Origin of the sequence: Actinomyces sp. oral taxon 169 (assembly GCF_013394715.1) — a bacterium.
In the GTDB taxonomy this organism is placed as follows: Bacteria; Actinomycetota; Actinomycetes; order Actinomycetales; family Actinomycetaceae; genus Actinomyces.
Window position 1 is genome coordinate 2,981,758 of the sequence record NZ_CP058259.1, and the last position, 22,215, is coordinate 3,003,972.

Below are 22,215 nucleotides of genomic sequence, written 5' to 3' on the forward strand. Positions count from 1 at the left end.
GGGGCGACCCGCGCAGGCAGGGACATCCTGCGCGACCGGGGACCTTTCCGCACCACCGGGGACATCCTGCGCGTCTGGGGACCGTATTCCTGTCCCCGACGGCGTCGAACGCCCCCGGCCGGAAGGACACGCACCCGGCCGCACGGAATGTCCCCGGCAAGGGCGGGCCGGCGGCAATCCACCTGACCCGCCCTCGCCAGACCCCGCGAGCGCGGGCTCAGGACACGACAGCGGCCTGCCTGTCCTCGGCGTCCGCGGCGCCCTCAGTATCCTCGGCCTCATCGCCCGAGCTGTCCGTCACCGGTCGGGCGGACTGGCCGGCGGCGGCCTCCTCCTGCTCCAGTGCCTGCTCCAGGCCCTCTCCCTCGACGTCGACGACGGGGAGCAGCCGGTCCAGCCATGTCGGCAGCCACCAGGCCTTCTCTCCCAGCGCCGCCATGAGCGCAGGGATGAGGGTCATGCGCACGAGGAAGGCGTCAGCGGCGATCCCGACGGTCAGACCGAGGGCGATGGGCTTGACGTACACGTTGTCGGTGTGGACGAAGGCCATGAAGACGCCGATCATGATGACGGCCGCCGCGACCACGACCTTCGCGCTGCCCTGGAATCCGGTCTCGACCGCCACCGCGGCGGCCTCACGGCGAGCCTCAGGCGTCGCATCAGTCGCGTCGCCGCGCCGTCGGCTCCACTCCTCGCGCATGCGTGAAACGAGGAAGACCTGGTAGTCCATGGCCAGCCCGAACAGGACTCCCATGACGATGACCGGCAGGAAGGAGATGACGGCGCCGACCTTGGAGACGGCCAGGAGGTCGGCAGCCCAGCCCCAGCCGAAGACGGCTCCCACGGCGCCCATGCCCGCGCCCAGAGACAGCAGGTACCCGAGGGTCGCGGTCACGGGAACGGCGATGGAGCGGAAGACAACCATGAGGAGGATGAGCGAGAGGCCCACCACCACGATGCCGAAGGGGATGAGGGCGGCGTTGAGCTCCTCGGCGACGTCAATCGCGACAGCGGTCTGACCGGTGACCATGACGTTGCTGAGCCCGTAGCGGCTCTCATAGTCGCCGGCGTGGGAGCGGATGTTGCGCACGAGCTCCATCGTGGAGGGGTCGGCCTGCGATTTCTCGGGGCGGAGCTGGACGAAGGCGAGGGTCCCGTCCTCGTTGGGAGTGGCCAGGGAGACTCCCTCGACGCCGTCGAGCTGGGAGAGGCCACGGGCCAGACCCTGGACCGCGGCGACGGAGCCGGAGGGCTGAGAGATGTCAGCGATCACGACGATCGGAGAGTTGTAGCCCTCTCCGTAGGCCGCGGCGACGGCGTCGTAGGTCTCGCGCTGCTGCGATCCCTTCTCGGCAAAGCCATTGTCAGTCAGGGCCAGACGCAGGCCGCTGACGGGGACGGCGCACAGTCCCAGAAGGACGACGACGGCGCCGATGGTCACCCAGGGGCGGCGGGTCACCGTGCGCACCCAGCGGGAGGCCGGCCTCCGGTCTGCGTCCGCACCGGCGTCGGCGGCCCTACGACGCCGCGGGAGCAGGCGCTGACCGAGGAGGCCGATGAGAGCGGGCACAACCGTCAGCGCCACGAGCACGGCCACTGCCACAACCGCCGCCGAGGCCAGCCCCATCGTGGTCAGGAACCTGATGCCGGCCACGCTCAAACCGCACAGGGCCACGATGACCGTAGTGCCAGCGAAGACGACGGCCCCTCCGGAGGTGGCGGTGGCCCGCCCAGCGGCCTCGGCCGGATCGACGCCGTCGGCGAGGTACTCGCGCGCCCGCGAGACGATGAATAGGGCGTAGTCGATGCCGACCGCCAGTCCGATCATGACGGCCAGGACCGGGGTGGTGGAGTTGATGTCGGTGATGCTCGCCGCCGCGAGGATGCCGAGCATGCCGACGCCCACGCCGACGGCGGCGGCGATGAGCGGGGTACCCGCGGCCACGAAGGAGCCGAAGGTGATGAGCAGGACGATCGCGGCGATGGCGACGCCGACGAGCTCAACGGCAGAGATGCCGATCCCCACCTCCTGGTCGATGTTGCCGCTGCGCTGGACTGTCAGAGACGGGTCCATGGCCTCGGCGCGCTCGGCGAGGGTGTCGAGGTCCTGGGCGACGGTCTTGGCCTTCGGTGTGGTTCCGGTGGTGATGGAGCCGACCGAGGCGTCCGTCTGCACCTGGACGAGTACGTGGGTGCCGTCCGCGGAGACGGATGACGCAACGCCGGCGGTCTTGTCACCGAAGGGCGGGGAAACCGTGGCGACGCCGTCGATCTGCGATGCCCGAAGAGCAAAGGCGTTGACCGCCGGGGCGTGGTTCTCGATGCGGCCGTTGGAGCTGGTGATGAGGACCTGCTCGCTGGTGCCCGCCGCCTGGGGAAGCCGGTCGGTGAGGACCTCCAGGCCGCGCATCGACTCAGTGCCGGAAATGGTGAAGGTGTCGTCGAGCTGGATACCGGTGGTGGCGACGACGCCGCCGAGGGCAGCGATGAGCAGCGCCCAGGCCGCGAGGACCCGGGTGGCGTGACGAGCGCACCATCGCCCCAGGGATAAAAGGAAGGTGGACATGACGGACCTTTCAGAAGGTACGGAGATGATCGAATTCGATACGCAAACGTACTGGATGCATTCATGTATTGAAACCCAGGACGTTGTGACTCCTCGCACCCCTATGGCGCCGGTAAGGTGGGCGGTCTCATGACACCGAGCACCGACCCGCCCGCCGCCGAGCGCACGCTGCGCAAGCGGGAGAACACCCGCGCCCGCCTCATCGAGGCGGCTGCGGACATCGTTGCCTCCAAGGGCATTGCCAGCACTCGCATTGACGACGTCGTCAAGAAAGCCGGCTTCACCCGAGGCGCCTTCTACTCCAACTACTCCTCACTCCAGGACGTCCTGACCGAGGCCATCGTCACGCGCTCCAACACCTTGCTGTCACAAGTCACGCAGGCCGTCGACTCCTTCGAGGGCACCCCCACGATGGACTCGCTGATGGAGCTGCTCGAGGCCATCCGCCCCGAGGCCCACACCATCTACCTGCTGACCACGGAGTACTCCCTCTTCCAGCTGCGCAACCCCGACAGCCCGACAATCCCCGGCACGGCGCGCGCCGACTTCACCGCCAGACTGTCCGGAACGGTCGAGAAGGTTCTCGCCCGCATGGGACGCCGCCCCACCGTCCCCACGGCGAGCCTGGCCGACATCGTCAGCCTGCTCTTCATGGACTCGATCGCCGAGAACATCGACTACAACAGGCTGCGAGACCTCATCGAGGCGGTCATCATCGGGCTGAGCACGCCGACGCAGGTCGGCGACGCCTGACATCGCGCTCGACGTCGTCGGGTGCGGCCTGCGGCGGGGATATGTCCACACGGCCGAGGACATCCTGCGCACCCGAGGACACTTCCCCGCGACCAGGGACATCCTGCGCGTCCGGGGACACGTCCCCACAGCCGGGGACATCCTGCGCGCCCGGGGACCGTATTCCTGTCCCCGACGGCGTCGAACGCCCCCAGCCGGAACGACACGCACCCGGCCGCGCGGAATGTCCCCGCCGGTGGGCCAGGAGAGTGCGGGAGCCGGGAGAAGCGCAGCCCTCGAGGCAGCCCACACCAACCACGCCGGTCGCCGTCCGCCCCCTGTAGGCTCGGCGCGTGAGTCGCACCAGTGCTGCACCCGTCATCGTCTCCTGCGCCATGGCCGAGGAGGCCCAGCCCTTCCTGGACGCCCTACCCGAGCGCACGGCTGCCCCGGCGCCGACCCTGCCGGGGGCCGCACGCGCCTGGTCCCTCCAGCTTCCCGACAGCGAGCGCGAGCTCATCGTCGTGCGCAGCGGCATCGGGCTCGTGGCGGCCGCGAGCGCACTGGCGACGGTCCTGGCTCAGGTCCGCCCGAGCGCCGTCGTCTCGGCGGGAACCACTGGTGGGCTCGGCCGCCAGGTCGAGGTCGGCGACGTGTGCGCCTCGGCGAGCCTGGCCTTCACCGACGCCGACGCCACCGCCTTCGGCTACGCCCGCGGCCAGACCCCGGGGCAGCCGGAGACCTTCGCCGGGGATGCGGCCCTGCTGGAGCGCCTGGAGCAGGTGGGCCAGGAGGCCCTGCGCGGCGCCACGGCGTCGTCGGGCTCGGCGCGACTGCGCGTCGGTCAGATGCTGGCCGGCAACTCCTTCGTGACGGCCGCGAACGTGGCCGACACCCGTGAGGTCTTCCCCGCGGCATTGAGCACGGACATGGAGTCGACGGCGCTGGCGCAGGTAGCGGCGGGCGCAGGCGTCCCCTTCGTCTCGGTGCGCGGCGTGTCCGACCTGTGCGGCCCCGAGGCGGGCCAGGACTTCCACATTGCCGCCGAGGAGGCCGCCGCCCGCAGCGCCGCGGTCGTCCTGGCCCTGCTCAGCTGAGTCGCTGACGCCGCCCGCGCCGCCCTCCCCACCCACACTTCGACAGAATCTTCAGAATCGACCCGGAGCCGCATCGTTGATGAAGTTTTGGTCGGTTTGCCGGGCGCCGCTCAGTCGGCCTGGCGCAGGCGGGCCTCGACGCGCTCGACCTTCGCACTCATCTGGCCGGTCCAGCCGGGGCGGATGTCGGCCTTGAGGACGAGCGCCACGCGCGGGCTCACCTCGGCGACCGCCTCGCAGGCCCGCTTGACCACATCCATGCACTCGTCCCACTCGCCCTCGATCGTGGTGAACATCGAGGTCGTCTCATAAGGCAGGCCGGAGTCACGCACCACGCGCACGGCCCGGGCCACCGCCTCGGAGACCGAGCCGTCGGGAGCATCAGTGGTGGTCGGGGACACGGAGAAGGCGACGAGCATGCGGCCAGGCTAGCCCCGCGCCGCCTCCCGGGGCTGCCGCTCCGAGCATTCTTGCCTTCGAGCGCGCTCGAAGTCCTACGGTCTGCATCATGACCAGCACGATTGCTCCAGGCGGCGAGCCCGACGACGCCCAGCTCCGCGAGGCGCTCCGGCTCGCCTCCATCCCGCGCAGCGACAACCTCGGGCCTGCAGACGGGCCCGGTGCCGCCGGATGGGACATCGCGACCACCGCCGACCGCTTGGGAGTCAGCGCCCACACACTGCGCTACTACGAGCGGATCGGGCTCGTGCGGGTGGAGCGCGACCCCTCCGGACGCCGTCGTTACGACGCCGCGAGCGTGCGGCGTCTGGTGTTCCTCACCCGGATGCGGACCTCAGGCATGCCGATCCGCGACCTGCGGCACTACATCGAACTGGTCGAAGCCGGTCGGGACACGGTGCCCGAGCGCCTGGCTCTGCTCACCAAGCACCGTGAGGGACTGCGATCCCGGATCGACGAGCTCCGGCTGGCGCTGGCCGCCACCGAGTACAAGATCGCCGCCTACACGCGCGAGCTGGAGGGGCAGGCCAGCCCGAACAACACCAACATTTCCAGCACTGACAAGGAGAATCTCTCATGACCGCTGAAACCTCTCACCCCCAGCACGACATCACCAGCCCCGAGAACCTGGCGCGGCGCGAGCGCGGCCTGGAGGTCGCCCGCTCGGTCGACGGCGAGGCCGCCCAGGCCGTCATCGACTCGCTGGCGGACATCAGCCCGGCGCTCGCTCACCACATCGCGGCCTTCGGGTTCGGGGACGTCTACTCCCGCCCCGGTCTGGACCCGCGCAGCCGTCAGCTCGTCACGATCGGCGTGCTCACGGCCCTGGGCGGCTGCGAGCCGCAGCTGAGGATCCACATCGGGGCCGCTCTCAACGTGGGGCTGACCCGTGAGGAGATCGTTGAGGCGATCCTGCACGCCTCGGTCTACGCCGGTTTCCCGCGAGCGCTCAACGCCACCTTCGTGGCCCGCGAGGTCTTCGCCGGGCGCGACGCGACCGACTGATCGTCCGTACCGCCCCGTCGCGCGGCCTCAGCAGGTCGCCGAAGAGGCGTGCGTGTCCACATCGGAGACAAAGGCGGGCTCCGGGTGTACACCGCCGCAAAGAAACCGCATGATTCCGCGGTTCTATTGACGGTCTCATCGGGCCGCAGGCTTCTTTGTCACCGATGTGGACACCGGGGCTCACTCGGACCGGCTCCGGCTGCCCGGAGACACTCCCCCTCCACCGCCACAAGGTTCCGCACCTACAGCGCCACGAGGACCTGGACCATGACGATCTTGACGACGATGGCCAGGGCGAACAGGGTCGCGTAGCCGGCCTCGATGCGCTCGTCATCGCGCTTGGACAGGGCGAAGGCGAGGATCGCGGGCTGCCCGACGAGCCCGGCCAGGCCGCCGGAGGCGCGCTGCGCGGACACCCCGGCCCAGCGCGCCCCGGCCAGCAGGACGATCGCGTTGACCACCACGATGAGCGCGGCGAGCATCCCCACCTTGAGTCCCGTCATCGAGAAGGCCGAGGCCGCGAAGTCCGGCCCCGAGGCCAGCCCGATCGCTGCCAGGAAGAACAGCAGCCCCAGCTGGCGGATGGTGGAGTTGGCGGCGTGCGGCAGCCCCCACACGAAGGGCCCGGTGCGCCCCACCCACCCCAGGACCATGCCGACGACGAGCGGCCCGGCCGCCACCCCGAGCCGCAGGGTGATGCCGCCAGGCAGCGGGATCGCTACCAGCCCCAGGAGCACGCCGAGCGCCATGCCGACCCCGACGGAGAAGGCGTCGATCTGGGCGATGGAGCGCTCGGAGTCCCCGAACCAGTCGGCGGCCTTCTCCAGCTCGTCGCTGGGGACGACCGCCAGCACCCGGTCCCCGAGCTCCAGGACGAGGTCCTCGCGGGCCAGCAGGTCCAGGTCGCCGCGCTTGACACGGGTGATGACGCCCTGGAAGCGCCCGGGCATGTCCACCTCTGCGATCGTGCGCCCGGCCACCCGTGTCGAGGAGACGGTCAGGCGCCGGAAGTCGACGGCGGTGCGGTCTTTGGCCAGGCAGTTGTGGAGCCCGGTGCCCAGGTCGTGCATGGCCGACTCGACGGCGGCCGGCGCCCCGACAATGACGACCTTATCCCCGGGCAGCAGCTCCTCACCGGGGGCCACGACCCGGGTCTCGCCGTCACGCTCCAGGTAGGAGATGCGGATACGGCCCTCTTTGAAGGCCTTCATCTCGCCCAGGGCCACCCGCTGCAGGAGGTAGACGCTGGTGGCGGTGATGCCGTCGGCGCTGGCGGGCCGCGGGTCGCGCCGCCCCGGCCAGGTGCGCCCCACGACCCCGGCCACGATGAGGATGGCGACGGCGACGCCCACGGGGTAGGCCAGGGCGTAGCCGACCGCGGGCTCCTGGGTGCCGGCCGCCTCGATGGCGGCGTCGAGCACCGGTGAGGTCAGGGCCCCCGCGTAGGCGCCGGAGTCCATGGCGGGGCTCACCCCGGTCAGGTGGGAGTAGAGGCCGCCCGCCGCGCCGGCGATCACGAGCGCGACGACGCACAGGGCCATGAGCGGCAGCTGCCTGCGCAGGTCGCGGAAGAAGGTGTTGCCGGCGGCCAGTCCCACGGTGTAGCAGAACAGGGCCAGGCCGAGGCTGCGCAGCAGGGTGAGGTCGGCGCCGAGCCGGGGGTCGAGGGCGCCCACCGCGAGGCCCACGAAGAGCGCCCCGGCGGCGCCGAAGCGGATCGGCCCCAGCGGGATCTGCCCGACGGCGGTCCCCAGGCCGATGACGAGGAAGACGGTGAGGATCGGCGCCTGCGCGAGGACGTCGAGGACGGGATGGAGCACGGACACGACGCCAGGGTAGTCGCACGCCCGAAGGCCCCGAACCCCGCGCACCGGTCTCGGCCCAGGCCCGTCAGCGTCATGCGCGACACCGCACCGCGGCCACCGGAAGCACTGTTCGATGAGTGGGATAAATTGCGCTGATGTCGAGGCGAAAGACGAACGCCCCGCCGTCGGTCTCACGATTGCTTCCTTTCCGCCACCAGGAGGAATACCCTGGGAAGGTCACCGGAGACGATGACGTCACACCTTTTCTCGACGACGAGAACGGAATCCCGATGCCCCAGAAAGAAGCCTCTCTGCCGACCTACTCACCGGAGGAGGAGAAGCGGATCATCCGCAACGCCGACGGCGTCCCCGTCGGCATACGTCCTGACAATCGATGGACACCCGCGCGGATCGCCACATGGGTGGCCATCACCGCCCTGGGTGTCCTGGGGTGGTGGATGCTGGCGGTCGTGCGCGGCGAGCACGTCAACACCATCTGGTTCGTGGTCACCGCCGTGTGCACCTACGCGATCGGGTACCGCTTCTACGCCCTTTACATCCAGCGGCGCATCATGCGCCCCGACGACACCAACGCCACCCCGGCCGAGCGCATCAACAACGGACGCGACTTCGACCCCACCCACCGCGTCGTCCTCTACGGCCACCACTTCGCGGCCATCGCCGGCGCCGGCCCGCTGGTCGGCCCGGTCCTGGCCGCCCAGATGGGCTACCTGCCCGGCACCCTGTGGATCATCATCGGAGTGCTCGTGGCCGGTGCCGTCCAGGACATGCTCGTCCTGTTCTTCTCCATGCGCCGCGGCGGCCGCTCCCTGGGCCAGATGGCCACTGACGAGATCGGCCGGATCGGCGGCATCGTGGCCACCATCGTCGTCTTCGTCATGCTCATGATCGTCCTGGCGGTTCTGGCCATGGTCTGCGTCAACGCCCTGGCCGCCTCCCCCTGGGGCGTCTTCTCGGTGGGTATGACGATCCCGATCGCCATCGGGATGGGCCTGTGGCTGCGCTTCGTCCAGCCCGGCAAGATCACGCAGGTCTCCTTCGTCGGCTTCGGCCTGCTCATCGCCGTCATCATCGGCGGGCGCTGGGTGGCCGAGTCCTCCTTCGGCCACTACCTGCACCTGTCCCCCAAGACCCTGGTGTGGGCCATGATTATCTACGGCTTCCTGGCCGCGGTCCTGCCGGTGTGGGTCCTGCTCACCCCGCGCGACTACCTGTCGACCTTCATGAAGGTCGGCACGATCACGATCCTGGCCCTGGGCATCATCATCGTGCGCCCCCTGGTGGAGATGTCCGCCGTCACCGAGTTCGCCTTCAACACCGCGGGCCCGGTCTTCGCCGGCACCCTCTTCCCCTTCCTGTTCATCACCATCGCCTGCGGTGCCCTGTCCGGCATGCACGCCATGGTCTCCTCGGGCACCAGCCCCAAGATGGTGGAGAAGGAGACTCAGGTCCGCATGATCGGCTACGGCGGCATGCTCATGGAGTCCTTCGTGGCGATCATGGCGCTGGCCGCTGCGGTCTCGCTGAGCCCGGGCATCTACTTCTCCATGAACACCTCGACGGCGACCATGAACAAGCTCGCCGGCCCTGAGACGGTGGCCGCGGCCCCCTGCACGACCACCGACGACCCCGAGCACCACTGCGAGAAGCTCGCCGAGGTCGCCGTGGCCAACCTCGGTGTCACCGACGCCCAGGGCCGCAAGCCCACCCCCGAGTGGGACTCCTGGGACGACAACGGCAACCCCAAGACCTACACGGGCGCCGAGGCCCTGGAGCGCCTGGCCAGCGACGTCGGCGAGCCCAACGTCGTCTCGCGCACCGGCGGCGCCCCCACCCTGTCGGTGGGCATCGCCCACATCCTCCACCAGATCGGCGGAGGCCGGGCCATGATGGGCTTCTGGTACCACTTCGCCATCATGTTCGAGGCCCTGTTCATCCTCTCGGCCGTCGACGCCGTCACCCGCGTCGCCCGTTTCCAGCTCTCCGACGCGCTGGGCAACGCCTTCCCCAAGTTCAAGGACCCGTCCTGGCACGTGGGCGCCTGGGGGACCACGGCGGTCGTCGTCGCCTCGTGGGGGGCGCTGCTCCTCATGGGTGTCACCGACCCGCGCGGCGGCATCCAGACGCTCTACCCGCTGTTCGGTATCGCCAACCAGCTCATCGCGGCCGTGGCGCTCCTGGTGGTCACCGTCATGGTGGTGCGCAAGGGCTACACGAAGTGGGTGTGGATCCCCGCGATCCCGCTGGTCTTCGACACGGCCGTCACCTTCACGGCCTCGTGGCAGAAGATCTTCTCCAGCGACCCGCTCGTGGGCTACTTCCAGCAGCATCGGGAGGCCGTGGCCAAGCTGGGCACGCTCACCGACCCGGCCAAGATCGAGGAGACCCGGGCGATCGTGCGCAACACGATGATTCAGGGGACGCTGTCGATCATCTTCCTGGTCATGGTCGCCTTCGTCATGGTCTGCGCCCTCATCCGCATCGTCCAGACGCTCCGCAACCGGGACACGACGACGTCGGAGGACCCGTACCAGGAGTCCAACTTCTACGCGCCCGAGACGATGATCGCCTCCTCGCTCATGAAGAAGGTCTCCCGGGAGTACGAGCAGGTGGGCGACCCGGCCCTCATCCCGCACAAGGCCCACGCGGAGAAGTCATGACACCTTCTCCTTCGACGCCGCAGCCGGCGGATCGGGCCAGCGCCCGACATCGGGTCCGCCAGGTCCTGACCCGGGCCCGCACCCTGTGGCGGGACATGACCGGGGAGTCCGCCTATGACCGCTACCTGGAGCGCTACGCCCGCGAGCACGCGCAGTGCCCCCACGGACACGGGGGCGCCCACAGTTCTGAGCACGGCTCCGGGCACGGCCCCATGAGTGAGCGCGAGTTCTGGCGCGCCCGGGCCAAGCAGGCCGAGACGGAGATCAACGCCAGCTGCTGCTGAGCCGGGGCCGCTCCCGCACTCCGATGTGCTCTGATCGTTACCGCCCGCCTTCCGGGGTTCCCGGAGGGCGGGCGGTAGCGTCGTGAGCGTGCCCGCCCAGCAGCCCGCGCCCGACGCACTGACGTCCGCCGAGTCCCCTGACACCTCCTGGGGGACATCACCGGCGTCGGCCGCTTCGCCGTCGGCCGGCCGCACCACGGGCCCGCAGCCTTCCAAGGCCCACTCCCCGGGCCGGGCCTCCTACGAGCGGATCGCCCGCGTCGCGGCCGTCATCCTCCTGGCCATCGTCTGCGTGGCGGTGGTGTGGCCCTCCGGGCGCGAGGTCGCCGAGCTCAAGGACACCATGGGACCGGGCTTCCTCAGCTCTGAGGGCAAGGACATCGTCCTCAACCTGGTGATGCTGGCGCCGGCCACCTTCTGCGCGGTCGTGGGCTGGCGGGACATCCCCTGGTGGATGTGGGCGCTGGTGGGCTGCGTGGTCGGGCTGAGCGCTGAGGTGCTCCAGAGTCTCCTGCCGATGCTGGAGCGGCGCCCCTCGCTGGCCAATGTCGGTCAGAACGCCGTCGGCGCCTGGACCGGGGCCCTGGCCGCCTGGTACCTCCTGCGCCGCCTGCACGCGCGCCCCGCCTCCGCCTGACTCCCCCGTCACACGGGAACGACGCCGCACCGCCCCGCCGCGGGACCCGAACAAGGCGGCCAACCCGGGAACCAGAGACAGCGAAAGGCCCGGACCATGTGGCCCGGGCCTTTCCGTTCTGTGCGCGGGGGGGGACTCGAACCCCCATGATCGTAAGATCACACGGACCTGAACCGTGCGCGTCTACCAATTCCGCCACTCGCGCGAGAAGCGAGCATGAGACTAGCCTGCCATCCCCGCCCGCGTCCAATCCTCACCGCCATATCCGGCCGTGAGACCGCTCACGACACAATTACCTCACACAGAGGGGGCCGTCTTCCCTGCGATGGCTTCGCTACCGTTACGATGGGAACGGTATCGGCCTGCACGCAGGTCCGTGCAGGCCCATAGCGAGGCGGGACAGTCCCGTCTCCCGGCTCCATCCCGGGGGCCGCCACACCATATTTGGGGGAGGTACTGTCCATGGGATTCCTGGACAAGTTCGAGAAGGGCGTCGAGAACGTCACGAACCGCGCCATGTCCCGTTTCTCGGACGACATCGAGCCCATCGAGATCGCCTCGAAGCTCCGCGAGACCATGGACAAGCGCGCCGCGTCCTTCGCCCGCGACCGCTCCGTGGTTCCCAACATCTTCCGCATCCACCTCACCCCACCGAGCATTGAGCGCATCACCGCCTGGGGCCAGGACGAGATGGTGCGTCAGATGGAGGAGGTCGCCACCTCGCACGCCGCGGACCAGGGCTACTCCTTCGTCGGCCCGGTCGAGGTCTCCTTCCTCGTCAACAACAACCCCAACGCCCCGGCCATCGAGATCGAGTCCTCCACGCGACGCGGCGCCGCCGCCCCGGCCGCCTCGGCCACCGCCACCCCGGCGCACCCGATCGTCGACATCAACGGCCAGCGCTACCTGCTCACCGGGCCGGTCACCGTCATCGGGCGCGGCTCAGAGGCGGACATCATCGTCGACGACTCCGGCGTCTCCCGCCGTCACCTGGAGATCCGCCTGACGCACGGCAACGCCATCGCCAGCGACCTGGGCTCCACCAACGGCACCTTCGTCGAGGGCCAGCGGGTCGACGCCGTCACGCTCGTGGACGGCAACACCCTCACCATCGGCCGCACCCAGATCCTGTTCTGGGATGGCACCCAGAACAGCGGAGTCAACGGTTGAGCGCACTCGCCTTCACGATCCTGCGGCTGGGCTATCTGGTCCTGCTCTGGTTCTTCCTGTACCTCATCGTGCGTGTCATGCGCCGCGATATGGCCGACTCCCCCGTCGCCGGCCCGTCACGTCGACGCTCCGCGGGCGGCTCCGAGCAGCCCTCGGGCCCGCCCCCCAGGGGCCGACGCCGCAGCGCCACCCGCCTGGTCATCACCGAGGGCCCCCTGGCCGGCTCGACCGTGCCCCTGAGCCCCTCGTCGATCATCATCGGCCGCTCGCCCTCCTGCACCCTGGTCCTCGATGACTCCTACGCCTCATCGCGCCACGCCCGTGTCTTCCCCAAGGACGGCGCCTGGTGGCTGGAGGACCTGGGATCCACCAACGGAACCATGATGGACGGCCGCCCCGTGCACGGCGCCGTGGAGCTCCCCATGAACATTCCTGTCAGAATCGGCCAAACGACGCTGGAGCTGCGCTCATGACCATCTCCTTGCGCTTCGCCGCACGCTCCGACGTCGGCCTGGTCCGCCAGTCCAACCAGGACTCGGGCTATGCCGGCCCCCACCTGTGCCTTCTGTGCGACGGGATGGGCGGACCTGCGGGCGGAGACATCGCCTCGGCGGTCGCCGTCGAGCACCTCATGCCCCTGGACGCCGACTCCCACCAGGCCGGCGAGCTGTTGGGCCTCATGCGCGACGCCGTCCAGGCCGCCCACACCGAGCTCGTCACCCTGTCCTCGCAGGACCCTGACCTCGCCGGCCTGGGCACCACCTGCATCGGCGTCATGCGCAGCGGCAACAAGCTCGCCATGGTCCACGTGGGCGACTCGCGCGCCTACATGCTGCGCGACGGCACCCTCACCCAGGTCACCACCGACCACACCTTCGTGGAGTACCTCGTGGAGACCGGGCGCCTGACCCGGGACCAGGCCCGCCAGCACCCGCAGCGCTCGGTCCTCCTGCGCGTCCTGGGGGACACCGAGGGTGAGGTCCAGCTCGACGAGTCGATCCGCGAGGCCGTTCCCGGCGACCGCTGGCTGCTGTGCTCCGATGGCCTGAGCGGCCCGGTGACCGCCGAGACCATCGGTGAGGTCCTGGCCGGCGTCGCCGACCCTGGTCAGGCCGCCGACCAGCTCATTGACCTGGCCCTGCGCGCCGGCGGACCGGACAACGTCACCGCCGTCGTCTTCGACGTCGTCAAGGACGACCCCGAGCCCCAGACCGTCCCGCAGGTGGTGGGCAGTGCCGCCACCGAGCGCCTCGCCCAGGAGCGCGCCGCAGCCGCACACCGTGCCGGCGACGAGCAGGCCGAGGCCAAGGACACCGAGGCCGCCAGCCCCGCCGCCAAGGCCGCGGCCCTCATGGCCACCCTGGAGGACAAGCCCGAGGCCGCCTCCGCCAAGGAGTCCTCCGAGGTCGACGAGGCCATCGCCGCCGAGGCCGCCACCCAGGAGAAGGCCCGACGCCGCCACCGCCGTCGGGTCCTCGTAGGCAGCCTCGTCCTGCTGGCCACGCTCGTCGGCGCCAGCGCCCTGTTCTACCGCTGGACCCAGACCCGCTACTACGTCTCCACCTACAAGGGCGAGGTCGCCATCTACCAGGGGATCCCCCAGTCCGTCGGCCCGCTCAAGCTGAGCCACTCGGTCAAGACTTACGCGGACCTGCCCGTGGAGGCCCTCGATCACAACATCCGCGAGCGCCTGGAGGCCACCGTCACCCAGTCGTCGATGAGCGCCGCGGAGACCTACGTGGACAAGACGGTCCGCTCTTACCGCAAGCAGGCCCCCGCCCCGCAGGGCACCGCGAGCCCCACGGCCAAGCCCTCCTCCTCGTCCTCCTCCACCCCATCGCCGGCCTCCGCCACACCGACCCAGCCCGCCAAGCCCGGGCAGGAGGGGTGAGATGACTGCTGCTCCCGGTCCCCTGGGCGCCCCCGCGGGCGTCGCGACCATCCAGCCCGCCGGCGTCGCTCGATACTCGGGGCGCTGGGCGGAGGCGGCGCTGCTCGGCGTCGCCCTGGTCCTGGGGCTGGGCGGCTTCGTGCTCACTGCTCTCAACCGCACGGGTTCCTCCCCGGCGCAGACCGTGGGCGTGGCCATCGCCTTCCTCGTCCTGACCGTCCTCATGCACCTGTGCGTGCGCTACGCCGCCCCGTGGGCCGATCCGGTGCTCCTGCCGACGGCGGTGGCGCTCAACGGGATCGGCCTGGCCATGATCCGGCGCTTGGATCTGGCCTATGAGGCCAACGAGCAGTGGCAGTTCTATGTGGGCTCCAAGCAGCTGGTCTGGACGCTGCTGGGCGTCATCCTCTTCGCCGTCACGCTCCTGCTGCTGCGCGACTACCGGCGCCTGAGGCGCTGGGACCGGTGGGCCATGTGGTCCGGCCTGGTCTTCCTCGTCCTTCCCTTCATCCCGGGGATCGGCCAGAGCATCAACGGCGCCCGCATCTGGATCCGGATCGGCCCGATGAGCTTCCAGCCGGCCGAGCTGTCCAAGGTGCTGCTGGCGGTCTTCTTCGCCTCCTACCTCGTGGCCAACCGGGACAACCTGGCTCTGGCGGGCCGCAAGGTCCTGTGGATGAGCCTGCCGCGCGCCCGGCACCTGGGCCCCCTGTTCATCGTGTGGGGCGTGAGCATCTGCGTCCTGGTCCTGCAGAAGGACCTGGGTTCCTCGGTGCTGCTGTTCGGCCTGTTCGTCGTCGTCCTGTACGTGGCCACTGACCGGCCCTCATGGCTGCTCATCGGTGCTGCCCTGTTCCTCCCGGCGGCCTGGTTCGCGGCCACGCACCTCAACCACGTCCAGCAGCGCATCAACGGCTGGCTCCACGCCACCGACAATGCCGTGTACAACGCCGCGGGCGGCTCCTGGCAGCTGCTGACGGGCATGTTCGGGATGTCCACCGGCGGGCTCATGGGCGCCGGCTGGGGCAAGGGCTCACCGACCCTGGTCACCTTCGCCAACTCCGACTTCATCTTCGCCTCACTGGGTGAGGAGCTGGGGCTGACCGGCACGCTCGTCCTGCTCATGCTCTACCTCGTCCTCATCCAGCGGGGACTGCGCACCGCCGTGCTGCTGCGCGACGGCTTCGGCAAGCTCCTGGCCGTGGGTCTGTCCTTCGCCGTCGCCCTGCAGATCTTCGTGGTCATCGGCGGTGTCACCCGGCTCATCCCGCTGACGGGGCTGACCCTGCCCTTCCTGGCCTACGGCGGCTCCTCACTCATCGCCAACTGGATCATCCTGGCCCTCCTGCTGCGCCTGTCCGACGCCGCCCGGCGGCCGGCCACCCACGCGCCGCGGATCATCGACACCGCCGAGCTGCCGCTGTCCCTGCGCCGTCGGGTCCAGGACGCAGGGGCCGAGGAGTCGATGGCCCAGGCCGCCGATGACGCACCCGCTGGAGGCTCACCGGCCGACGCCGGGGGCTACGCCTCCCCGTCGGCCGCACCCGGCTTCGGCAGCCTGGAGGATGACGCTCGGCCCGCCGTCGCCGTCAGTCCGGAGGCGCCGCCTCCGCCGCACACCGCACCGGACGGGGCGACCCTGCGCTCATCGCGGGCCCCGGGCTTCACTGAGGACACTGACAGGAGGCAGCTGCCATGAACCGACAGATCCGTCAGGTCGCCTTCCTGGTGCTGGTCATGTTCGCCACGCTGGCCCTGTCCGTCACCAGCGTCCAGGGCCTGGCCCGCCCCTCCGTGTGGGAGTCGTGGTCGGCCAACGGGGCCCTCAACTCCGACCCGCGCAACCGCCGCACCGTCAGCCGCAACTTTGACACCGAGCGGGGCCCGATCCTCCTGGCCGGCGGCACCACGATCGCCAGCACCCAGAAGTCCGACGACGGCCAGGGCTCTGAGGACTATCAGCGCGTCTACGCCAACGGGCCGCTCTACGCCCCGGTGACCGGGTACTTCTCTCCCGCCTTCGCCTCCATGACCGGCATGGAGAAGGAGGGCAACTCTGTGCTCAACGGGGATGACCCCTCCCTGTTCTCCTCCCGGATCAAGACCCTCATCACCGGTGACTCCCAGCGGGGCGGGGCCGTGGAGCTGACCATCAAGCCCGAGATCCAGCAGGCCGCCTACGACGCCCTGGCCGGGCGCGAGGGCGCCGTCGTCGCCCTGGACCCCAAGACCGGGGCCATCCTGGCGCTGGTCTCCACCCCCTCCTACGACCCCTCGGCCTTCGCGACCCGCAACGGGAACGCCGCCAATGAGGCCGCGACCCTCAGCCAGGACTCCTCCCGTCCCCTGGACAACCGGGCCATCGCCGGCAACCGCTACCCGCCGGGGTCGACCTTCAAGATCATCACCACGGCGGCGGCACTGCGCACCGGCAAGATCAAGCCCGATCAGGAGGTCGACGCCCCCGACACCATCACCCTGCCGGGCACCAGCCACTCCCTGGAGAACTACGGCGGGGAGTCCTGCGGCGGTGGTCGGACCACCTTCTCCAAAGCCTTCGCCGAGTCCTGCAACACTCCCTTCGCGCAGCTGGCCATCAACGTCGGCGAGGAGGAGCTCTCCAAGGAGGCGAAGAACTGGGGCTTCGACTCCGACTTGTCCATCCCGCTGAAGGTCACGCCGTCGACCTACCCGCACAACGACTCCCAGGCGCAGACCGCGATGGCCGGCATCGGTCAGGCCTCGGTGCAGGCGACCCCGCTCATGATGGCGATGGTGGCCGCCACCGTGGCCAACAAGGGCGAGCAGATGACCCCCTACCTGGTCTCGCGCACCCTGGACCCCGACCTCAACGAGGTCAGCTCCACCTCCACGAAGGTGGCCCGCACTCCGATCGACTCGGCCACCGCCTCCTCCCTGTCCTCCCTCATGCAGACCGCCGTCGCCGAGGGCACGGGCACCAGCGCCCAGGTCTCCGGGGTCCAGGTGGCCGGCAAGACCGGTACCGCCGAGACCGGCACGGACAGCGGCCCCACCACCTGGTTCGTCGGCTTCGCCGGCACCGACATCGACAAGCCTGAGATCGCCCTGGCCGTCGTGCTCGACGGCAATGCGGAGACCGAGGACGGCGCCACCGGCGGCAAGATCGCCGGACCCGTCGCCGCCCAGGTCATCGATGCGGCGGTGAACCAGTGAAACCTGTTGCCGGGCTCCAGCTCCAGGGCCGCTACGAGCTGGTCGAGCAGATCGCTCTGGGCGGCATGGGCCAGGTGTGGCGCGCCACCGACCTGCGTTCGGGTCGGGCCGTGGCCGCCAAGATCCTGCGCCCCGAGCTGACCGGTGACGAGATCTTCCTGTCCCGCCTGCGTGCGGAGGCCAAGAACTCCAAGGGGCTGCGCCACCCGAACCTCGCCGTCGTCCTGGACTCCGGGGAGAAGGACGGGACCGGCTGGCTCATCATGGAGCTCGTCCAGGGGCGCGCCCTGTCCGACATCATCGCCGAGAAGGGGACCCTGTCACCCGCCGAGATCCTGCCGGTCCTGGCGCAGGTCGCCCGCGCCCTCCAGGTCGTCCACGACTCCGGCGTCGTCCACCGGGACGTCAAGCCCTCCAACATCCTCATCAACCGCGAGGGCCTGGCCAAGCTCACCGACTTCGGCATCTCCACCGGCATCAACCAGCGCCCACTGACGGCCTCCGGCATGGTGATGGGCACCGCCCAGTACCTCGCCCCCGAGCAGGCCATGGGGAACATGGCCACCCCGGCCGGCGACCTCTACGGGCTGGGCATCATCGCCTACGAGGCCCTGGTGGGGCGGCGCCCCTTCAGCGGAGCCACCCAGGTCGATATCGCCTTCGCCCACGTCAACGAGGAGGTGCCCGCCCTCCCCGACGCCGTCCCGCCCCAGGTCCAGGCCATCATCCTCAAGCTGCTCGCCAAGAAGCCCTCCGACCGGCCGCACTCCGCCCGCGAGGTGGCCCGCGCCCTGGACCGGGCGGTGGTGAACCTGCCCACGGACGCGTGGGATCCCCGTGAGGCGCTCAGCTGGGAGTCCACTGGCCGCCGCGGTCCGCAGACCCGCGAGCTGCCCCGGCCCGCCGCCGTGCGTCCCGGTCGTCACGCGGCCGAGGAGCCGACGCCGTCACGCACCGCCCGGCACGCCTCAGGACGCTCCTTCCTCGGCCTCAACCTGCTGACGCTCAGGGCCCTCATCCCGGCGCTCTCGCTCATCACCCTGCACAGCACGGGTACGCTTGCCCATGCGCATCAGGTCGTGCCAGCCTTGATGCTGAGCATCCCTGTCAAGGAGGTACTGTGACCAGTCAGTTCCCCCAGGTCCTCGCGGGCCGTTACGAGATCCGCGACCTCATCGGACGTGGTGGTATGGCAGAGGTGCACCTCGGCTACGACACTCGCCTGTCGCGGGTCGTGGCCATCAAGCTGCTGCGTTCGGACATCGCCGGCGACCCCACCTTCCAGGCCCGCTTCCGCCGGGAGGCCCAGTCCGCGGCGGCGCTCAACCACCCCGCCGTCGTCGCCGTCTATGACTCCGGTGAGGAGGAGCTCCTCCAGCCCGGTGGCGCCAGCCGCACCGTTCCCTACATCGTCATGGAGTACATCGAGGGGCACACGGTGCGTGAGCTCCTCAGCGAGGGTGAGGCCGTCCCGATCGCGGAGGCCGCGGAGATCGTCTCCGGGGTCCTGGACGCCCTGGAGTACTCCCACCGGGTCGGGATCGTCCACCGTGACATCAAGCCCGGAAACATCATGCTGACCTCCACCGGCGCCGTGAAGGTCATGGACTTCGGCATCGCGCGGGCCATTGAGGACTCCGCCTCCACGGTCACCCAGACCCACACGGTGGTGGGCACCGCCCAGTACCTCTCCCCGGAGCAGGCCCGCGGCGAGTCCGTGGACGCCCGCTCGGACCTGTACTCCACCGGGTGTCTCCTTTACGAGCTGCTCACCGGCCAGCCGCCCTTCCAGGGCGACTCCGCCGTGGCCATCGCCTACCAGCACGTGCGGGAGATTCCCAAGCGTCCCTCCTCGCTGGCGGCCGATGTGCCCGAGTCCCTGGACCGGGTGATTCTCAAGTCCCTGGCCAAGAGCCGTGAGGACCGCTACCAGGACGCCGCCCACATGCGCGCCGACCTGCAGGCGGCCGCCCGAGGCCTGTCTGTGGCCGCGCCGGCCGCTGACTCCTGGTCCCCGGCCACCTCGGTCATGGCCTCACCGGCCGCCGAACCAGTTCAGCCCACCTCCTCCTTCGCCCAGGTGCCCTCCGGGGCCTCTCCGATGCAGGCGGCCAAAGAGGCCGAAGAGCCCGAGGAGAAGCCCAAGAGCCACGCCTGGGTCTGGATCCTCATGTTCCTGCTGTTCATGACCCTAGCCGTCGTCGCCGGGCTGTGGGCCGCCGGGGGCTTCGACAACCAGCCCACCCCGACGCCGAGTCCGACCATCAGCAAGGTGGAAGTCCCCGACACCTCCGGTCAGGACGAGGAATCGGCCAAGAAGACCATTGAGGACGCCGGCCTGAAGTTCGCCAAGGACGAGGTCGCCAACGAGGAGGTCGGTGCAGGACTGGCTGTCTCCTCCGACCCGGGCAAGGGCACGAAGGTCGAGCCGGGCTCCACCGTCACCGTGCACTTCTCCACCGGATCGGCGATGGTCAAGGTTCCCGACCTGTCCGGCAAGACTCAGGAGGACGCCCGCAAGGCCCTCAAGGAGGCCGGGCTCGAGGGCGGAAACACCTCCCAGGAGGACTCCGCCACGGTCGCCAAGGACCGGGTCATCTACACCAACCCGCAGGCGGGGAACTCCGTTGCACGCGGCACCACGGTGGACCTGGTGCTCTCCACCGGGAACACCTCCGTCCCCGACGTCTCCGGCCAGGACGAGGCCACGGCGAAGAAGTCCATCGAGGATGCCGGCCTGCAGTTCAAGAAGGGCGACGACGTGGCCTCTGCTGAGGTCGAGCGCGGCAAGGCCGTCTCCTCCAACCCGGCCGCGGGCACCAGCGTCTCCGCGGGAGACACGATCACCGTGAGCTTCTCCAGCGGCGCGGCCAAAGTGACGATTCCCAGTAACCTCAACGGAAAGACCGTCGAGGAAGCAACTGCCGATCTGCAGAAGCTCGGACTCAACGTCACCGTCATCACCAAGACCTCTGACAAGGTGGACGCAAATAAGGTCATCGGCACGAGCCCGAAGGCCGGCGAACAGGTGAGCGCCGGTTCGACCGTCACCCTCACGGTCTCCTCCGGTAAAGACAGTGACAACAACAACAATAACAACAACAACCAGCAGCAGCCGCAGCCGGGTAATCCCAATCCCGGCGGTGGGAACGCCAATAACGGCGGCTGAGCGCCTGACGGTCCATGGCGCCGCGCGAGGGGTGTCCTCTTCGCTCAGGTGACTGGTGTTCCAGGCTTTCCTGGCCTGGGACACCAGTCACGTCTTTTGATGGGGCCGTGTTGTGACGATCACCGTCAGCCCCGGATGTACGGCCGGTCCTGCTCGCCGGGATGCACCTCGCCGGTCCTCTGGCATTCCGTCTGTGCGGACAGCTGCCCCAGGTTTCCGTCGCGGAAGTACCCTGCCGTCCTCCTGCTCCGTACGCGCGGACAACCGAGCCCGCACGTCGTCGAGAACGCACCTGAGGCCACGAGCATGGCCCCCTGCGGGTACAGACCGCGAGCCTTCAGGTGCGTCCTCCGGCTCTGGGCACCTGCATCCAGCTGGCCATCGCCTACGACGGGGACATTCCACGTGGCCGGGTGCGTGTCCTTCCGGGCGGGGGCATTCGACGCCGTCGGGGACAGCATTCCCGTCCCCGGGCGCGCAGGACGTCCCCGGCCGCACAGAATGTCCCCGCACGCGCAGGATGTCCCCAGCCAAGGCGCCTGAGTGCGGGGCGCCCTTGGCAGCCCGAGTCACTGGTACAGCGAGTGCGCCGGCGCCGACGTCGAACCACGACCTCCGGGCCCCACACAGGCGCCAGAAGCGGCCAAGCAGGGAAGGCGCGACCGGCTCCAGGAGAGGAAGCTCCCAGACCTGAGGTGGAGGCTCCCAGCTGTGGAGTGAGAGTGCCCGGCCCTCACCGGTCGGGGTGGCTCATCCCTATCCCAGCAGCCCGGCGCGTTCGGCGAGGACCGCCAGGTGCACCCGGTTACGGGCACCGACCCGCTCCTGCGCACTGCGCAGGTGGGCCTTGACGGTTGAGACCGAGATGTACAGCCGGTTCGCGATCTCCTCAGTGGTCAGTCCCTCGGCGGCCGCGGCGATGACCTCGAGCTCGCGCCGGCTGAGCCCCGCTGCTGCCTGCTGAGCCTGGGCCACGGCGTGCTGACGCTCCTGAGAGCGAAGGTCATAGGCCGTCATCGTCGGGGCCGTCGGCTGGGAACGCACATATCGCAGCAGCTCGGCAAGCGCCCCCGGCGAGAGCACCGACTCGCCCGCCATGACCCGACGCAGCCCGGCCTGGAGCTCCTCGGAGGCGGAGTACTTGAGCAGGTAGCCCACCGCACCGGCCTCAATGACGCGCACGACGGCGTCGTCGACGTCCCAGGTGGTCAGCGCCACGACGTGGGGGTGGCGCGGTGCGGCACAGATCTGGCGGGTGGCCTCGATCCCGTCCATGACGGGCATGCCCAGGTCCATGAGCACGATATCGGCCTCGATCCGGCCCACCACGTCGATCGCCTCACGGCCGTCACCGGCCTCGGCGACGACGATGTAGTCCTGGCTCGGCCGCAGGAGCGGCTTGATGGCGGCGCGGGTCAGTGGGTCGTCGTCGACGAGGATGACACGGACCGGGCGGACCGGTGCGGGGGACGCGGACCAGGAGGCCGAGGAGGCCGGGGCGGCGGAGGGATCGGGCACGGGACC

Annotated in this window: 18 protein-coding genes and 1 tRNA gene; 14 read left to right on the forward strand and 5 right to left on the reverse strand. The window is 69.9% G+C overall.

The genetic code is table 11. The annotated features are described in order from the left end of the window. Positions 1-217: 217 nt before the first annotated feature. Positions 218-2,566, reverse strand: coding sequence for an MMPL family transporter (locus tag HW274_RS12450; protein ID WP_185988919.1), 2,349 nt, complete (start codon positions 2,564-2,566; stop codon positions 218-220). Positions 2,567-2,695: 129 nt separating this feature from the next. On the opposite strand from HW274_RS12450, the gene HW274_RS12455 reads away from it, so the two are divergent. Beyond that, a complete protein-coding gene (locus HW274_RS12455) occupies positions 2,696-3,319 on the forward strand; it encodes a TetR/AcrR family transcriptional regulator (RefSeq protein WP_185988920.1) in 624 nt (207 codons plus the stop codon). Between the two features lie 332 nt (positions 3,320-3,651). Further along, positions 3,652-4,395, forward strand: coding sequence for a 5'-methylthioadenosine/S-adenosylhomocysteine nucleosidase (mtnN, locus tag HW274_RS12460; protein WP_185988921.1), 744 nt, complete (start codon positions 3,652-3,654; stop codon positions 4,393-4,395). A gap of 110 nt (positions 4,396-4,505) precedes the next feature. Here the strand turns inward: mtnN and HW274_RS12465 are convergent, their stop codons facing one another. Next, positions 4,506-4,814, reverse strand: coding sequence for an MTH1187 family thiamine-binding protein (locus tag HW274_RS12465; protein WP_075253684.1), 309 nt, complete (start codon positions 4,812-4,814; stop codon positions 4,506-4,508). Positions 4,815-4,903: 89 nt separating this feature from the next. Here HW274_RS12465 and HW274_RS12470 point away from each other — a divergent pair, with 89 nt between their 5' ends. Beyond that, positions 4,904-5,434 (forward strand): MerR family transcriptional regulator, encoded by a 531-nt coding sequence (locus tag HW274_RS12470; protein WP_075253683.1) that lies wholly within the window; start codon positions 4,904-4,906, stop codon positions 5,432-5,434. Continuing rightward, positions 5,431-5,859, forward strand: coding sequence for a carboxymuconolactone decarboxylase family protein (locus HW274_RS12475; protein WP_075253682.1), 429 nt, complete (start codon positions 5,431-5,433; stop codon positions 5,857-5,859). The genes HW274_RS12470 and HW274_RS12475 overlap by 4 nt, the downstream gene beginning before the upstream one ends. A gap of 242 nt (positions 5,860-6,101) precedes the next feature. Here the strand turns inward: HW274_RS12475 and HW274_RS12480 are convergent, their stop codons facing one another. Further along, complete coding sequence (locus tag HW274_RS12480; protein ID WP_075253681.1) at positions 6,102-7,685, reverse strand: aspartate:alanine exchanger family transporter; 1,584 nt, start codon at positions 7,683-7,685, stop codon at positions 6,102-6,104. A 269-nt stretch (positions 7,686-7,954) separates the two neighbouring features. Here HW274_RS12480 and HW274_RS12485 point away from each other — a divergent pair, with 269 nt between their 5' ends. From HW274_RS12485 to HW274_RS12495, 3 genes are all read left to right on the forward strand, one after another. Further along, positions 7,955-10,345, forward strand: coding sequence for a carbon starvation CstA family protein (locus HW274_RS12485; protein WP_075253680.1), 2,391 nt, complete (start codon positions 7,955-7,957; stop codon positions 10,343-10,345). Further along, the gene (locus HW274_RS12490) at positions 10,342-10,629 is read left to right on the forward strand and encodes a YbdD/YjiX family protein (protein ID WP_185988922.1); all 288 of its coding nucleotides are present in this window, start codon (positions 10,342-10,344) and stop codon (positions 10,627-10,629) included. Before HW274_RS12485 ends, HW274_RS12490 begins: the two co-directional genes overlap by 4 nt. Positions 10,630-10,717: 88 nt before the next feature. Then, positions 10,718-11,266, forward strand: a complete 549-nt coding sequence (locus HW274_RS12495) for a VanZ family protein (RefSeq protein WP_260679107.1) — start codon at positions 10,718-10,720, stop codon at positions 11,264-11,266. A 121-nt stretch (positions 11,267-11,387) separates the two neighbouring features. Here the strand turns inward: HW274_RS12495 and HW274_RS12500 are convergent. Further along, a tRNA-Leu gene (locus HW274_RS12500) sits at positions 11,388-11,471 on the reverse strand. A 257-nt stretch (positions 11,472-11,728) separates the two neighbouring features. Between HW274_RS12500 and HW274_RS12505 the strand changes: the two genes are divergently transcribed. The 7 genes from HW274_RS12505 to pknB are packed head-to-tail and all read left to right on the forward strand — an operon-like array spanning position 11,729 to position 20,691. Next, positions 11,729-12,436 (forward strand): DUF3662 and FHA domain-containing protein, encoded by a 708-nt coding sequence (locus HW274_RS12505; RefSeq protein WP_003788601.1) that lies wholly within the window; start codon positions 11,729-11,731, stop codon positions 12,434-12,436. Continuing rightward, on the forward strand, positions 12,433-12,909 hold the full coding sequence (locus HW274_RS12510) for an FHA domain-containing protein (RefSeq protein WP_003788599.1): 477 nt from the start codon (positions 12,433-12,435) through the stop codon (positions 12,907-12,909). Before HW274_RS12505 ends, HW274_RS12510 begins: the two co-directional genes overlap by 4 nt. Then, the gene (locus tag HW274_RS12515; protein ID WP_075253678.1) at positions 12,906-14,327 is read left to right on the forward strand and encodes a PP2C family serine/threonine-protein phosphatase; all 1,422 of its coding nucleotides are present in this window, start codon (positions 12,906-12,908) and stop codon (positions 14,325-14,327) included. Before HW274_RS12510 ends, HW274_RS12515 begins: the two co-directional genes overlap by 4 nt. A 1-nt stretch (position 14,328) precedes the next feature. Next, positions 14,329-16,026 (forward strand): FtsW/RodA/SpoVE family cell cycle protein, encoded by a 1,698-nt coding sequence (locus tag HW274_RS12520; RefSeq protein WP_075253677.1) that lies wholly within the window; start codon positions 14,329-14,331, stop codon positions 16,024-16,026. After that, positions 16,023-17,522, forward strand: coding sequence for a penicillin-binding protein 2 (locus HW274_RS12525; RefSeq protein ID WP_075253676.1), 1,500 nt, complete (start codon positions 16,023-16,025; stop codon positions 17,520-17,522). Before HW274_RS12520 ends, HW274_RS12525 begins: the two co-directional genes overlap by 4 nt. Then, on the forward strand, positions 17,519-18,646 hold the full coding sequence (locus HW274_RS12530; RefSeq protein ID WP_075253675.1) for a serine/threonine-protein kinase: 1,128 nt from the start codon (positions 17,519-17,521) through the stop codon (positions 18,644-18,646). The genes HW274_RS12525 and HW274_RS12530 overlap by 4 nt, the downstream gene beginning before the upstream one ends. Continuing rightward, positions 18,643-20,691: a Stk1 family PASTA domain-containing Ser/Thr kinase gene (gene pknB / locus HW274_RS12535; protein ID WP_075253674.1), complete on the forward strand. Its 2,049-nt coding sequence runs from the start codon at positions 18,643-18,645 to the stop codon at positions 20,689-20,691. The genes HW274_RS12530 and pknB overlap by 4 nt, the downstream gene beginning before the upstream one ends. A gap of 756 nt (positions 20,692-21,447) precedes the next feature. Here pknB and HW274_RS12540 read toward each other — a convergent pair. Further along, positions 21,448-22,209 carry a response regulator transcription factor gene (locus HW274_RS12540; protein WP_081376178.1) on the reverse strand — a complete coding sequence of 254 codons (762 nt, stop codon included), beginning with the start codon at positions 22,207-22,209 and terminating at the stop codon, positions 21,448-21,450. Between the last annotated feature and the right edge of the window lie 6 nt (positions 22,210-22,215).